This is a genomic window from Bradyrhizobium sp. U87765 SZCCT0048 (genome assembly GCF_018131225.1).
Lineage (GTDB): Bacteria > Pseudomonadota > Alphaproteobacteria > Rhizobiales > Xanthobacteraceae > Bradyrhizobium_A.
The window spans coordinates 18353-31295 of record NZ_JAFCMM010000004.1 but is presented as its reverse complement, the minus strand read 5'-3'; the positions used below and the strand labels follow the sequence as shown (position 1 = coordinate 31295).

17 protein-coding genes are annotated in these 12943 nt (G+C 67.4%); 10 read left to right on the top strand and 7 right to left on the bottom strand.

From position 1 onward, the window contains the following. Positions 1 to 6: 6 nt before the first annotated feature. Positions 7 to 924, bottom strand: a complete 918-nt coding sequence (gene gcvA / locus JQ639_RS22890) for a transcriptional regulator GcvA (protein ID WP_211967889.1) — start codon at positions 922 to 924, stop codon at positions 7 to 9. 187 nt (positions 925 to 1111) lie between these two features. Here gcvA and JQ639_RS22885 point away from each other — a divergent pair, with 187 nt between their 5' ends. From JQ639_RS22885 to leuC, 4 genes are all read left to right on the top strand, one after another. Then, positions 1112 to 2323, top strand: a complete 1212-nt coding sequence (locus JQ639_RS22885) for an MFS transporter (RefSeq protein ID WP_211967890.1) — start codon at positions 1112 to 1114, stop codon at positions 2321 to 2323. A gap of 66 nt (positions 2324 to 2389) precedes the next feature. After that, positions 2390 to 3148 (top strand): tRNA (guanosine(37)-N1)-methyltransferase TrmD, encoded by a 759-nt coding sequence (trmD, locus tag JQ639_RS22880; protein ID WP_211967979.1) that lies wholly within the window; start codon positions 2390 to 2392, stop codon positions 3146 to 3148. Positions 3149 to 3253: 105 nt separating this feature from the next. Then, a complete protein-coding gene (rplS, locus tag JQ639_RS22875; protein ID WP_211967891.1) occupies positions 3254 to 3637 on the top strand; it encodes a 50S ribosomal protein L19 in 384 nt (127 codons plus the stop codon). Positions 3638 to 3986: 349 nt separating this feature from the next. Beyond that, positions 3987 to 5399, top strand: coding sequence for a 3-isopropylmalate dehydratase large subunit (leuC, locus tag JQ639_RS22870; protein ID WP_211967892.1), 1413 nt, complete (start codon positions 3987 to 3989; stop codon positions 5397 to 5399). A 97-nt stretch (positions 5400 to 5496) separates the two neighbouring features. Here the strand turns inward: leuC and JQ639_RS22865 are convergent, their stop codons facing one another. Next, positions 5497 to 6030 carry a hypothetical protein gene (locus JQ639_RS22865; protein ID WP_211967893.1) on the bottom strand — a complete coding sequence of 178 codons (534 nt, stop codon included), beginning with the start codon at positions 6028 to 6030 and terminating at the stop codon, positions 5497 to 5499. Between the two features lie 179 nt (positions 6031 to 6209). Further along, a complete protein-coding gene (locus tag JQ639_RS22860) occupies positions 6210 to 6452 on the bottom strand; it encodes a hypothetical protein (protein WP_211967894.1) in 243 nt (80 codons plus the stop codon). 216 nt (positions 6453 to 6668) lie between these two features. Between JQ639_RS22860 and JQ639_RS22855 the strand changes: the two genes are divergently transcribed. Further along, positions 6669 to 6893: a hypothetical protein gene (locus JQ639_RS22855; RefSeq protein WP_249123303.1), complete on the top strand. Its 225-nt coding sequence runs from the start codon at positions 6669 to 6671 to the stop codon at positions 6891 to 6893. A gap of 6 nt (positions 6894 to 6899) precedes the next feature. On the opposite strand, the gene JQ639_RS22850 is transcribed toward JQ639_RS22855, so the two are convergent. Then, the gene (locus JQ639_RS22850; RefSeq protein ID WP_349644570.1) at positions 6900 to 7181 is read right to left on the bottom strand and encodes a hypothetical protein; all 282 of its coding nucleotides are present in this window, start codon (positions 7179 to 7181) and stop codon (positions 6900 to 6902) included. A 125-nt stretch (positions 7182 to 7306) separates the two neighbouring features. Between JQ639_RS22850 and JQ639_RS22845 the strand changes: the two genes are divergently transcribed. Further along, positions 7307 to 7714, top strand: coding sequence for a metallopeptidase family protein (locus tag JQ639_RS22845; protein ID WP_211967896.1), 408 nt, complete (start codon positions 7307 to 7309; stop codon positions 7712 to 7714). 176 nt (positions 7715 to 7890) lie between these two features. Next, the gene (leuD, locus tag JQ639_RS22840) at positions 7891 to 8496 is read left to right on the top strand and encodes a 3-isopropylmalate dehydratase small subunit (protein WP_211967897.1); all 606 of its coding nucleotides are present in this window, start codon (positions 7891 to 7893) and stop codon (positions 8494 to 8496) included. Positions 8497 to 8548: 52 nt separating this feature from the next. On the opposite strand, the gene JQ639_RS22835 is transcribed toward leuD, so the two are convergent. Together JQ639_RS22835 and JQ639_RS22830 are read right to left on the bottom strand one after the other, a co-directional pair. After that, the gene (locus JQ639_RS22835; RefSeq protein ID WP_211967898.1) at positions 8549 to 8980 is read right to left on the bottom strand and encodes a YcxB family protein; all 432 of its coding nucleotides are present in this window, start codon (positions 8978 to 8980) and stop codon (positions 8549 to 8551) included. A 57-nt stretch (positions 8981 to 9037) separates the two neighbouring features. Beyond that, positions 9038 to 9913 carry an HpcH/HpaI aldolase/citrate lyase family protein gene (locus JQ639_RS22830; protein WP_211967899.1) on the bottom strand — a complete coding sequence of 292 codons (876 nt, stop codon included), beginning with the start codon at positions 9911 to 9913 and terminating at the stop codon, positions 9038 to 9040. A 129-nt stretch (positions 9914 to 10042) separates the two neighbouring features. Between JQ639_RS22830 and JQ639_RS22825 the strand changes: the two genes are divergently transcribed. Together JQ639_RS22825 and JQ639_RS22820 are read left to right on the top strand one after the other, a co-directional pair. Further along, the gene (locus tag JQ639_RS22825) at positions 10043 to 10684 is read left to right on the top strand and encodes a carbonic anhydrase (protein ID WP_211967900.1); all 642 of its coding nucleotides are present in this window, start codon (positions 10043 to 10045) and stop codon (positions 10682 to 10684) included. A gap of 152 nt (positions 10685 to 10836) precedes the next feature. Then, positions 10837 to 11097, top strand: a complete 261-nt coding sequence (locus JQ639_RS22820; protein WP_211967901.1) for a hypothetical protein — start codon at positions 10837 to 10839, stop codon at positions 11095 to 11097. Between the two features lie 68 nt (positions 11098 to 11165). Here the strand turns inward: JQ639_RS22820 and JQ639_RS22815 are convergent, their stop codons facing one another. Next, a complete protein-coding gene (locus JQ639_RS22815; RefSeq protein WP_211967902.1) occupies positions 11166 to 12200 on the bottom strand; it encodes an aspartate-semialdehyde dehydrogenase in 1035 nt (344 codons plus the stop codon). A gap of 251 nt (positions 12201 to 12451) precedes the next feature. Between JQ639_RS22815 and JQ639_RS22810 the strand changes: the two genes are divergently transcribed. Continuing rightward, positions 12452 to 12838: a hypothetical protein gene (locus tag JQ639_RS22810; RefSeq protein WP_211967903.1), complete on the top strand. Its 387-nt coding sequence runs from the start codon at positions 12452 to 12454 to the stop codon at positions 12836 to 12838. The last annotated feature ends 105 nt before the right edge of the window (positions 12839 to 12943 follow it).

Sequence of the window (12943 nt, the reverse complement as noted above, 5' to 3'; positions counted from 1 at the left end):
GGCCGATCACACCATGTGCCGGCCCTGCTCGGCGAGCCAGTCGCAGAATACGGCGCTGTGCGGCGCGGTGCGCTGCGCCTGCGGGATGTAGGCAAAGTAGCTGCGCGCCGGCAGGCTGATGGTCGGAAACGGCGTCACCAGACGCCCGGCGGCGAGATCGTCGGCGACCAGCGCCGTCGGCCCCATCGCGACGCCGAGACCATCGAGCGCCGCCTGCAGCGTCAGATAGAAGTGATCGAACGTCAGCGACGCGGCCGGCTCCAGCGCGGCATGCCCCGCCTCGGCCAGCCACTCGCGCCACAGCCGCGGCATCGACGTGACATGCAGCAGCGTATGCCCGGCGAGATCGGCGACCTCGGCGAGCGGCAGCTTCGCCAGCAGCGACGGACTGCAGACTGGCAGGCGATGCTCCGACAGCACGAACCGCGCCGCGAAGCCGTGAAACGCATCCGGACCGCCCCGGATCACGACGTCGAACGGCTCCGCCAGCGCGTCGAGCGGATCGTTGGATGTCGACAGCCGCACCTCGATGTCGGGATGCTCGGCGCGAAACAGCGGCATGCGCGGCAACAGCCAGCGCAGGCTGAAGGTCGCGAGCGCATTGACCCTGAGCACCACTGCGGAAGGCGCATCGCGCCGCGCCCGGTGCTCCTGCACGGCGGCCGCGATGCGATCGAGCGCCGGGCCAAACTCGGCGAGCAGCGCCGCCCCGGCGGGGGTCAGCACCACCCGGCGCGTCGAACGGCGGAACAGCGCCGGCGCGCCGAGCCATTCCTCCAGCAGATGCACCTGCTGGCTGACCGCGCCATGGGTGACGCCGAGCTCGGTCGCCGCCTCCTTGAAGCTGCCATGACGGGCCGCGGCCTCGAAGGCACGGACGGCGTTGAGGGGCGGCAGGCGGCGGATGCGGAACGGCGTGACCATAAGTTAGATTTTCTATCCTTTGTCAGATCATTACTGGTTTGTGACAGTCATGCGAAACACCGCATAGTGTGTCGGCAGCCGCGCCAAACGCAGCGCTTACACACCGACGGACGCCGAACCGTGGACATTGTCTTAACAGGTTTTCTGCAGATCGCGCCCCTCCAACGGACTGTTACCGGAGCGCGGCATGGGTGACATCGCGACCGACCGTGCCACCGCGGAGCCCACCGACGGCGCCCAGGCCACGCGCACGCTAGCGACGACCGGCCTCAACCATGCGCTGCATGACGGCTACACCGACCTCATCTATGTGCTGCTGCCGGTGTGGCAGGCCGAGTTCGCCCTGAGCTACGGCGTGCTGGCGCTGCTGCGCGGCCTCTATGCCGGCACCATGGCCGGGCTGCAGATCCCCGCCGGCCGGCTGGCGGAGCGGATCGACGGCAAGATCGTGCTGATCGTCGGCACGGCGCTGTCGGCGCTCGGCTATGTGCTCGCCGGCGTGTCCGGCGGCATTGTCGGTCTCGCCTGTGCCCTGGCGCTGTCCGGTGCCGGCTCCAGCACCCAACACCCGATCGCCTCCGCCGCGGTATCGCGCGCCTATGGCGCGGCAGCACGCGGGCCGCTCGGCGTCTACAATTTCAGCGGCGACCTCGGCAAGGCGGCGATCCCGGCCGCGACCGCCATGCTGCTGGTGGTGATGCCCTGGCGGCACGCGCTGGTGCTGGTCGCCGCGCTCGGCCTCATCGTCGCGCTCGCGATGGCACTGCTGATGCCCGCGGTCGGCAAGGCCCGCACCGCCAAGGCGAAGGCCGCGCCCCATGGCGGCGGCCGCGGCGGCTTCAACCTGCTGCTCGCCATCGGCGTGCTCGACACCGCCGTGCGCATGGGCTTCCTCACGTTCCTGCCGTTCCTGCTGCAGGCCAAGGGCGCATCGCTTCCGACCAGCGGCATCGCGCTGGCGCTGGTGTTCATCGGTGGTGCGGCCGGCAAGTTCACCTGCGGATGGCTCGGCGCGCGCGTCGGTACGCTGCGCACCGTGCTGATCACCGAAGGCGGCACCGCGGCCTGCATTCTCGCCGTGCTGGCGCTGCCGCTGGTGCCGACGATGGCGCTGCTGCCGCTGCTCGGCGTGATGCTCAACGGCACCTCGTCGGTGCTCTACGGCACCGTGCCCGAGCTCGCGCCGGCAGACCGCGCCGAGCGCGCGTTCGCGCTGTTCTACACCGGTACCATCGGCTCGGGCGCGATCGCGCCGGTGTTCTATGGCGTGCTCGGCGATGCGCTGGGACCGGTGATGGCGACGGTGGCGACCGCCGCGACAGCGCTGATCATCTGCCCGCTGGTGTTGAGCCTTGCACCGCGCCTCGCCGAGGCCGACGCCCGCAGCAACGGCGTCTGAACGTCATCGCTCGTTCCGCCGTGCAGCGGTTTGACGCCGCGCGCGCGGCGGGCCAGTTTGCCGGCCATGACGCTTCCGACTTCCGCCGCGCCAGCTCCTTGGCAGGCCACCGTGCTCACCCTCTATCCCGAGATGTTTCCCGGCCCGCTCGGGATCAGCCTCGCCGGCCGCGCCCTGGCGGGCGGCACATGGGCGCTGGACGCCCGCAACATCCGCGACGCCGCCACCGACCGCCACCGCACCGTCGACGACACGCCTGCCGGCGGCGGTCCCGGCATGGTGCTGCGCGCCGACGTGCTGGCGCGGGCGATCGACGCCGCCGACGCCGCCCCGGACCGGCCCCGCCTGCTGATGAGCCCGCGGGGCGCCCCCTTGACGCAGGCGCGGGTGCGCGCCCTCGCCGCAGGGCCGGGCCCCCTGATCGTCTGCGGCCGTTTCGAGGGCATCGACCAGCGGGTGATCGAGGCGCGGAACCTGGAGGAGGTTTCCATCGGCGACTATGTTCTGTCCGGCGGGGAACTCGGCGCCATGGTCCTGATCGACGCCTGCGTGCGCCTGCTGCCGGGCGTCATGGGCTGCGTAAGCTCCGGAGATGACGAGAGTTTTTCCGCTGGGCTACTTGAATACCCGCAATACACCCGCCCCCAGGAGTTCGAGGGCCGCACCATCCCCGACATCCTGCTGTCCGGCGACCACGCCAAGGTCGCGCGCTGGCGGCATGCGCAGGCCGAAACCCTGACACAGGCGCGCCGCCCGGATCTGTGGGCCGCCCGGCCCGCTCCGCCCCCGGCCAAAAAGCGACCAAAAAACACGACGGACGGGTGACAACGGCTCGTCTTTGCCGTATAGGAGCGCCCAATCCGCGCAGAATGACTTTGGACGGACGTTAGCGCCCCGCCGATCGGGAGCGCCGCCGATGGAGATTTCACCATGAACCTCATTCAAGAGCTCGAGAAAGAGCAGCTCGACAAGCTCGCCGCCGCCCGTGCGATTCCGGACTTCGGACCGGGCGATACGGTCGTCGTCAACGTGAAGGTCAAGGAAGGCGACCGCACCCGCGTGCAGGCCTACGAAGGCGTCTGCATCGGCCGTCAGGGCGGTGGCATCCACGAGAGCTTCACCGTTCGCAAGATTTCCTATGGTGAGGGTGTCGAGCGCGTCTTCCCGCTCTACTCGCCGATGATCGACGCCATCAAGGTGGTCCGCCGCGGCAAGGTGCGTCGCGCGAAGCTGTATTACCTGCGTGGCCTGCGCGGCAAGTCTGCCCGCATCGTCGAGCGTCAGGATCGCCAGGTGGCCGCGTCGGGCGAGTAATCGCCCCCACCCTCGCGAGTTGCGACAAGCGCGGCCGAACGGCCGCGCTTTTTGTTTGTCCCGCATCCATGGGACCTCAGCCACGCGCGACGTTCGATTGTCGCGCCCGCGCACGGTGTGATACACAGCTAGAATGGTTCCAGAGATCGACATCGCCGGCCTGCCGACGCAGCGGATCGTCCTCGACGATCACCGCCGCCTGCCCTGGCGATTCTATGGACGGTTCACCGCCTCGATCGCCGCCGGCCTTTGACGCGCTTGCGCGCACGCCGCCGTTTGCCCGGCCTTCCGGCCGACACCATGCCACCTGTTTTCATGCCACCTGTTTATCGCTGAGGGACGAAGACCGATGTCCGCCACCAAACCGACCACGCTGTACGACAAGATCTGGAACGACCATTTGGTCGACGAGCAGCCCGACGGCACCTGCCTGCTCTACATCGATCGCCATCTGGTCCATGAAGTGACCTCGCCGCAGGCTTTCGAAGGCCTGCGCAACGCTGGCCGCAAGGTCCACGCGCCGGAGAAGACGCTGGCCGTCGTCGACCACAACGTGCCGACCTCCGACCGCAGCAAGCCCAATCCGGATCCGGAGAGCGCCGAGCAGATCAGGACGCTGGCCGAGAACGCCCGCGATTTCGGCGTCGAATACTATGACGAGTTCGACAAGCGTCAGGGCGTCGTCCACATCATCGGGCCGGAGCAGGGCTTCACCCTGCCGGGCACCACGATCGTGTGCGGCGACAGCCACACCTCGACCCATGGCGCATTCGGCGCGCTGGCGCACGGCATTGGCACCTCCGAGGTCGAGCATGTGCTCGCGACCCAGACGCTGATCCAGAAGAAGGCCAAGAACATGCGCGCCGTCGTCGACGGCAAGCTGCCCGACGGCGTCACCGCCAAGGACATCATCCTCGCCATCATCGGCGAGATCGGCACTGCGGGCGGCACCGGCCATGTGCTGGAGTACACCGGCGAGGCGATCCGCGCGCTGTCGATGGAAGGCCGCATGACGGTCTGCAACATGTCGATCGAGGGTGGCGCCCGCGCCGGCCTCGTCGCGCCGGACCAGAAGGCCTACGACTTCCTCAAGGGCCGGCCGAAGTCGCCGAAGGGCGCCGACTGGGACGCCGCGATGCGTTACTGGGAAACCCTGCGCACGGATGAAGGCGCACACTTCGACGCCGAGATTCGTCTCGACGCCGCCAAGCTGCCGCCGATCGTGACCTGGGGCACCTCGCCCGAGGACGTCATCTCGATCACCGGCGTGGTGCCTAATCCCGATGATATCGCCGAGGAGACCAAGCGTGCGTCCAAGCATCGCGCGCTGCAGTACATGGGGCTCACCGCCGGCACCAGGATCACCGACATCAAGCTCGACCGCGTCTTCATCGGCTCGTGTACCAACGGCCGCATCGAGGACCTGCGCGCGGCGGCGAAGATCATCGGCGACCGCACCGTCAACGCCAATGTCAGCGCGATGATCGTACCGGGCTCGGGCCTCGTGAAAGAACAGGCCGAGGCTGAAGGTCTCGACAAAATCTTCAAGAAGGCCGGCTTCGACTGGCGCGAGCCGGGCTGTTCGATGTGCCTTGCCATGAACCCGGACAAGCTGGCGCCGGGCGAGCGCTGCGCCTCGACCTCGAACCGCAACTTCGAAGGCCGTCAGGGCTTCAAGGGCCGCACCCACCTGGTGTCGCCGGCAATGGCGGCGGCGGCGGCGATCGCCGGCCACTTCGTCGACATCCGCGACTGGCACTGAGCGCGCGGCGGCCCGTCCGCCATACGCCTTCCGTCAAAGCAAAGCGGCCGCATCGATGATGCGGCCGCTTTTTTTATTTCGCGAGATGCAGGCGGTCTTACCAGCCGAAGCCGAACGCGAAGCCGCTGAAGGGACCAAAGCCCGACGAATAGTACGGACGATAGTAGTAGGGACGGCCGTAGTAGTAGTCATAGTAGCCGCCCGGGCCGCGATAATAGGCCGGCGGATGATAGACGTACTCCGGCTCAGGATCCTCGACATAGGTGCGGGTCAGCCGGCGGTGCTGCACGCGCGGCTTGGCATGCGCCTGGCGCTTCACCTTTTTGGCGGGACGCGCCTCTTTCGGCGCAGCGGCCGCAGCCGCTGACGGCTTGGCCGCGGATGGGGATGCCGACGACGCGGCCGCCGGTGCGGGCGCCTCCGCGGGCTTGCTGGCCGCCGTCCCACCAGACGCGGGCGCGGCAGGCGCAGCGGCGGCAGGCGGCGCCGCAGGTGCGGGCGTCGGCGCGGATGTCGTGGCCGACGATGACCCGGCCGCCGGCGCTGCCGTCGAGGACGTCTCGGCCGCCCACGCGACCGACGCAGCCGAGATCAATCCGACTGCGGCGATCGCACCGATCAGCGATTTCATCACGAACTCCTTATGCTTCCGGTTGGCTCCGGCACCACGGCCGGACGCGCCATCCGCCTCGACAGGCGGACGACGCATGATCCCAGCCTATCTGCGAACGCAACATGGCGCGAGCAAGGCCCGCGCCTGCGACAGGACGCGCGCCTCGCCACGCTGGACCGGATGCTGTCGGGAGGGGATTACCAGCGGCGGTGATGATGCCGCCAGTGACGGTGCCGCCAGTGGCGATGGTGGTGCCAGCGATGCCCGCGCCAGTGGCGGTGATGCCAGCGCACCTCGGTGGTCATGCCGAGATGTTCGGATGCCGTCTTCGTCGCCGCTGCCGCGGCCGGATTCGCAAGCGAGAGCGCCTGCGCCGACCCGACGGGAGCCGCAACGGCAAGCAATCCCGCAACAGCGAACATGCCGAGAATTTTCTTCATGTGCCAATCCTCCTGACGATGAGCGCATGATCAACGCCTGAGCCGGAAATTGTTCCCGGCGATATCGCCTCAAAACGCTAGGGACGCCCGCGTGAACGCCGCCTGAATGCGCCCGTCAGCTACATGAACGTGCGGAAAGGCGGGACACACACTGAAACGACAGGCGGTGCGCAACGTATTTGCGAGGGTATCTCTCTCAATCCGGAGGCCTCATCCATGGACCGCCGCGTTGGTCATGCCACCATCATCCGCTCGATGTTGATCATCGCGCTGATGGCCGTCAGCATCTGCGGGGCGCGGCCTGCGACCGCGGCGCAGGGGCCAGGCCTGTCGCCGGGCACGGCAAGTCCGCTCACACAGCAGGCGATGGCGATTGTCGTCTACGGGAGCGCGGCCGCGCTCGTTGCCGCTGGCCTGATCGGCGCCGCGCGCCGGCGCTGATCAGGTTCAGCCCGGCTCCCACCAGCACTGCATGCGCGGCACGATCACCGTGCCGGCGACGCGGTGCTCCTGCTCGTAATGGGCGACGCACTGGCGCTTCGCGTTGGGGCCGAGAGAGGAGCGATAGACCCGCAGCCGGGTCTGCGGACGGCGCCGGACGACCGGCGGCGCGAGGTCCTCTCCGGTCGCGGACGTGACGCCATCGCGCGAGGCGGACTGCGCGCTGGCCGGGCCGAGCGCCAGGACTCCCATCAGCAGCACGGCGCCGCCGGTGATCCCCAAAGCCACTGTCCTCATCCGCATTGTCGTCGCCCTTAGCCGCCCGTTGAAGCCGGCGCCACGCTCTCCGATTAGCGTCGCCGCGTCAACCGTGCGGCTTGGCGGGGAACAGCCATTGTCCTATGGATCTGGCCATGACCGATCCCGTCTGGACCTCCGCCAGGGCACCGTCGCTGGGCGAGCTCGAAACCATGGCCCACCACGTGTTCGAGCGGCTGCCTCAGGGCTTCCGCGCGATGTGCGAGGGCCTGATCATCCATGTCGACGATTTCCCGACCGACGAGGTGCTGGACGCCCTCGGCGCCGAGAGCGAATTCGACCTGCTGGGCCTGTTCCAGGGGGTCGGCCTGCCCTTCCGTAGCGTCGACGAGGTCGCTCCGCTGCCCAACATGATCTGGCTCTATCGCCGCCCCATCCTCGACTACTGGGCCGAGCACGAGGAAACGCTGGGCCATATCGTCCGCCATGTGCTGGTCCATGAGATCGGCCACCATTTCGGGCTGTCGGACGACGACATGGAGGCGATCGAGGCCCAGGCTTGAGACCGGCGCCCGGCGGCTTCGCCGACGCTCGCCCGGCCGGCTCCTGTCCGGGGCCCCCACAAGGGCGCGCCGGTGCCACCGAAAAGCGGGCGCTGCCATGCGATTTCGGCCTTTAACCCCTTGCCCAATCGCGATAATAAGGTCGCCTCACTCAGGTATTGTCCGGGATCACAACGATGGAAAAATTCACCGTGCTGGAAGGTGTCGCGGCGCCGCTGCGGATCATCAATGTCGACACCGACATGATCATTCCCAAGCAGTACCTCAAGACGATCAAGCGCACCGGCCTCGGCAAGGGGCTGTTCTCCGAGCAGCGCTACAAGGACGACGGCAGCGAGAACCCGGACTTCGTGCTCAACAAGCCGTCGTACCGCAATGCCAAGGTCCTGGTCGCCGGCGATAACTTCGGCTGCGGCTCGAGCCGTGAGCATGCCCCGTGGGCGCTCGCCGACTTCGGCATCCGCTGCATCATCTCGACCTCGTTCGGCGACATCTTCTACAACAACTGCTTCAAGAACGGCCTGCTGCCGATCCGGGTGTCGCAGGAAGACCTCGACAAGCTGTTCGACGACGCCGAGCGCGGCTCCAACGCCACGCTGACGGTGGATCTCGTCAACCAGGAAATCCGCGGACCCGACGGCGGCACGGTCAAGTTCGAGATCGACGCCTTCCGCAAGCACTGCCTGCTCAACGGCCTCGACGACATCGGCTTGACGATGGAGAAGAGCCCAGCGATCGCCAGCTTCGAGACCAAGGCGCAGGCGGCCCGTCCCTGGCTGTAGGACGCCACGCGCAGACGCGCGATGGCCTTGAAATATCGCGAGCGCGCCTCGTCTAGTCGCGAGGCGACGCTGCGAGCTTTCTGTGCAGGACCTTCAGGAAATCCGGATTTGCAGCGGCAACAGGGATGACCTGATACTGCGCCTTTTGCCGATAGAGCAGGATGACGCGATCATCCTCCCAATAGTCGATGTAGTCGCTCCAGGGCACATGGACGTCCCGCCCTGCGGTGAACGCACGCAACCCGGCCTCGCTCAGCTCGACCTGCCATTCCTGCTGCAGGACTCTTTTGTCCCGAAGCAGTTCGCGGACGCGAAACGGCACCATCATCTGGCCGAGCGCATAGAACAACGGCAGCACGCTATGCCAGCGATAGGGCACTGAAAACAGCCTGTTCAGATGCGCGCGTTGAGCGGCGACGACGTCAGCCTCGGCGAGGCGATACCCGATGCTGGCCAAAACGGTGCGATCCGACGAGGGGGTCATGTCATTCCCACCGGTATGATGCCGGCCTGCCCTTTCCCAAATTCCGCGACAGCGCGATCAGGTCATCGCCGCAATCGCATCGGCGATCGCGATGGTACGGCTTGCGATCTCCGCATGCAGCCGCTCGACCATGCGGCCGTCGAGCTGGATCGCGCCGCGTCCGGCGTTCTCGGGCTGCTCGAACGCCGCGAGAATCTTGCGCGCCTGCGCCACCTCGTCGGCCGGCGGCGTGAACGCGGCGTTGCAGGCCTCGATCTGGCTGGGATGGATCAGCGTCTTGCCGTCGAAGCCCATGTCGCGGCTCTGGGCACACTCGGCAGCGAAGCCAGCGGCATTGCTGAAATCACTGTAGGGCCCGTCGAGAATCTCGAGCCCATGCGCATGGGCCGCGAGGATGCAGGACAGATAGAACGGCAGCATGGTGGCGCGGCCCTCGACCATGCGGATGCGCGTCTCGCGCGCAATGTCGTTGGGCCCCATCACATAGCCGGCGAGCCGCATCTCCGGACGGTGCGCTTGTGCCGACAGCTCCTCGACCCGCAGGATCGCGAACGCCGTCTCGATCATCGCCCAGACCTTGAGCGAGGACGGTGCGGCGTGCTTGGCGAGGCGATCGGCCACGGATGCGAGATCGCCGACGCTGGAGACCTTGGGCACCAGGACGCCATCGGGCGCCGCCTTCGCCGCCATCGCGAGATCGTCCTCCCACCATGGCGTATCCAGCCCGTTGATCCGGATCAGCACCTCGCGCTTGCCGAAGCCGCCGGCGGCGAGCGCCGCCGCGATCTGGTCGCGCGCCACGCCCTTGGCATCGGGCGCCACTGCATCCTCGAGATCGAGGATGATGCCGTCGGCGGGCAGCGTCCGGGCCTTTTCCAGCGCGCGCAGGTTGGATCCCGGCATGAACAGCAGACTGCGGCGCGGACGGACCATCTTCGGATCTCCCCGGGAGCAAGTGGAACCTGCGCGATAGCATTTCAGGAGGCCGACCGGAAGACTTGTTACATTCAGCTGCTTATGATTAGCCAACGGCCAGTTTCCTCCTGAGGACCGAGATCAGCCATGACATCATTCCCGCAGCAGCTCGTTTCCGGCTATCGGACGTTCGCGACCCAGCGCCTGCCAACCGAACAGAGCCGCTACCGCGAGTTGTCGGAGCGCGGCCAGTCGCCCGAGGTCATGGTGATCGGCTGCTGCGACTCCCGCGTGTCGCCGGAGGTGATCTTCGACGCCGGCCCGGGCGAATTGTTCATCGTGCGCAACGTCGCGAACCTCGTGCCGCCCTATGCGCCGGACGGCGAGGCGCATGGCGTCTCGGCCGCGCTCGAGTTCGCGGTGCAGGTGCTGCGTGTCAAGCACATCGTCGTGCTCGGGCATGCCCAGTGCGGCGGCATCAAGGCGCTGGCGCAGGATTCCGCGCCGCTGTCACCGGGCGACTTCATCGGCAAGTGGATGTCGCTGCTCGAACCCACGCTGGCCGCGAATGCCCGCCGTACGAATGAGGATCTGGAAGACTTCGTCACCCGCCTCGAGAAGAAGGCGGTGTCGACCAGCCTGCGTAACCTCATGACCTTCCCCTGCATCCAGGTGCTGGTCGAACGCGGCAAGCTGGAGCTGCACGGCGCCTATTTCGGCGTCGCCCACGGCTCGCTTTCGGTGCTCGACGAAGCGACCGGCGAATTCAAGCCGGTCGCCGCGGCCTGAACCATCCTGCCTGCCGGACGTCACCCACGCGACATGGCGCGCTTGCGCAATCGTGAGCGGCAACCGGACCGAGCTGCCGCTATGATGCGCATCTGATCGCATCACTGCGGGGCGTCATTTCCATGTCTGCTTTCGTGAAGGCTGCTTTCGTCATGTCTGCTGTCGTCAGGTCTGCTGCCATCATGCGGGCGATCGTGCTCGCCCTGATCATCGCCGGCATCGGCGTGTCGCCGGCCATGGCCGCGCGCACCGCGCCGCCGCGACCGAGCGGGCCGCCGCCCTTCTGCATTTCCCGCGGCGGCGGCGACGGCGCATCGGGCGTCTATACCGACTGCCGCTACTACGACTACCAGAGCTGCATTCAGGCCGCGGTCGAACGCGGCAACTGCGTGCGCAACATCAACGCGCGCTGATCCACCGCAAAACAAAACGCGGCCGCCGAAGGCGACCGCGCTTGTTTTGAAACGCTGTCCTGCGGCGATCAGGCCGCCTTCTTCTTGGCGGTGATCAGCTTGCGGTTGATCAGCACTTCCGCGATCTGCACGGCATTCAGCGCGGCGCCCTTGCGCAGGTTGTCCGACACGCACCAGAACGACAGGCCGTTCTCGACGGTCGCGTCGGCGCGGATGCGGCTGATGTAGGTGGCGTCTTCGCCCGCCGCTTCATACGGCGTGACGTAGCCACCCGGCTCGTGCTTGTCGATGACGAGGCAGCCCGGCGCGTTGCGCAGGATGTCGCGCGCTTCGTCCGGCGAGATCGGGTTCTCGAACTCGACGGTCACGGCCTCGGAGTGACCGACGAACACCGGCACACGCACGCAGGTGGCGGTGAGCTTGATCTTGGGGTCGAGGATCTTCTTGGTCTCGACCATCATCTTCCACTCTTCCTTCGTGTAGCCGTCTTCCATGAAGACGTCGATCTCGGGAATGACGTTGAAGGCGATGCGCTTGGGGAACTTCTTGGTGACGAGATCCTCGGTCGTGTAGACGGCCTTGGTCTGCGAGAACAGCTCGTCCATCGCATCCTTGCCGGCGCCCGACACCGACTGGTAGGTCGCGACCACGACGCGCGTGATGGTGGCCTTCTCGTGCAGCGGCTTCAGCGCGACGACGAGCTGCGCGGTCGAGCAGTTCGGGTTGGCGATGATGTTCTTCTTGGTGAAGCCGGCGACCGCGGCGGCATTGACCTCCGGCACGATCAGCGGCACGTCCGGATCCATGCGGAAGGCCGAGGAGTTATCGATCACGACCGCGCCGGCGGCGCCGATCTTCGGCGACCATTCCTTGGACACGGTGCCGCCCGCCGACATCAGGCAGATGTCGACGTCGCTGAAATCGAAATTCTCGAGCGCCTTGACCTTGAGGGTCTTGTCACCGAACGACACCTCGGTGCCCTGGCTGCGCCGGGACGCCAGCGCCACCACCTCGTCGGCCGGGAAGCTGCGTTCGGACAGGATGTCGAGCATCTCGCGGCCCACATTGCCGGTCGCGCCCACCACTGCAACCTTGTAACCCATCGTTCACTCTCCGCTCAAAAATGCTTGCGCCCGCGCGCGGCGGATCACGGAAGCGTTGGCGCTTCTATGCGAGAAACACCCTAAAGACAACGCTGGCCCGGTCTGGCCGCCATGCCGCCGGAGCCCGGCCGATCCGCCCCGCCCTGCTGATCCGATCATCTAGGGCGCCAAACGCCACCACAAGACCTGCAGCTATGCGCATCGCCCGCTCAGATCAAGCCGAACACCGCCCGACCTCATGGCGGGCCGCCTTGCGCAGTACTGTCCGCGGCGGCGCTGCGGCGGCCATCGGGGTCGCCACTTATCTGTGCGGCCTCGCCGCCCTCGTGCTGGTCGGCGCCCTGGTGCTCACCGCAAGCCCGCCCGACCTCTCCAGCGTGGCCGATTTCATCAATAAAACAGGCTCTTACGCCGAAGGCGAAGCCGCCAGGGCATCGACCGCGGCGCACCGCGGCAGCGACCCCGACACGACCGGGACGGTCGCGGCACCGGATACCGCCCGGCGCGCCACGACCGCCAACGGCGCCTGCGCCCATGCGCCCGATGATTCGGCCTGCGCCGTCGCCGCCCGCGCCGGCGCCCCCGCGGCTGCAGGCGGCCAGCCGCGCCTGCGCGGCAGCCTCCAGGCCGACCTTTAGGCAACCTGCGCTAACAGCTTGCCCTGCTTGGCACATTGCAGGGGCCGGCGCGTTATTATTGTCGCCGGGTGTGGCCCAATTCACCTTGTGGCGGCAACCCGCGGG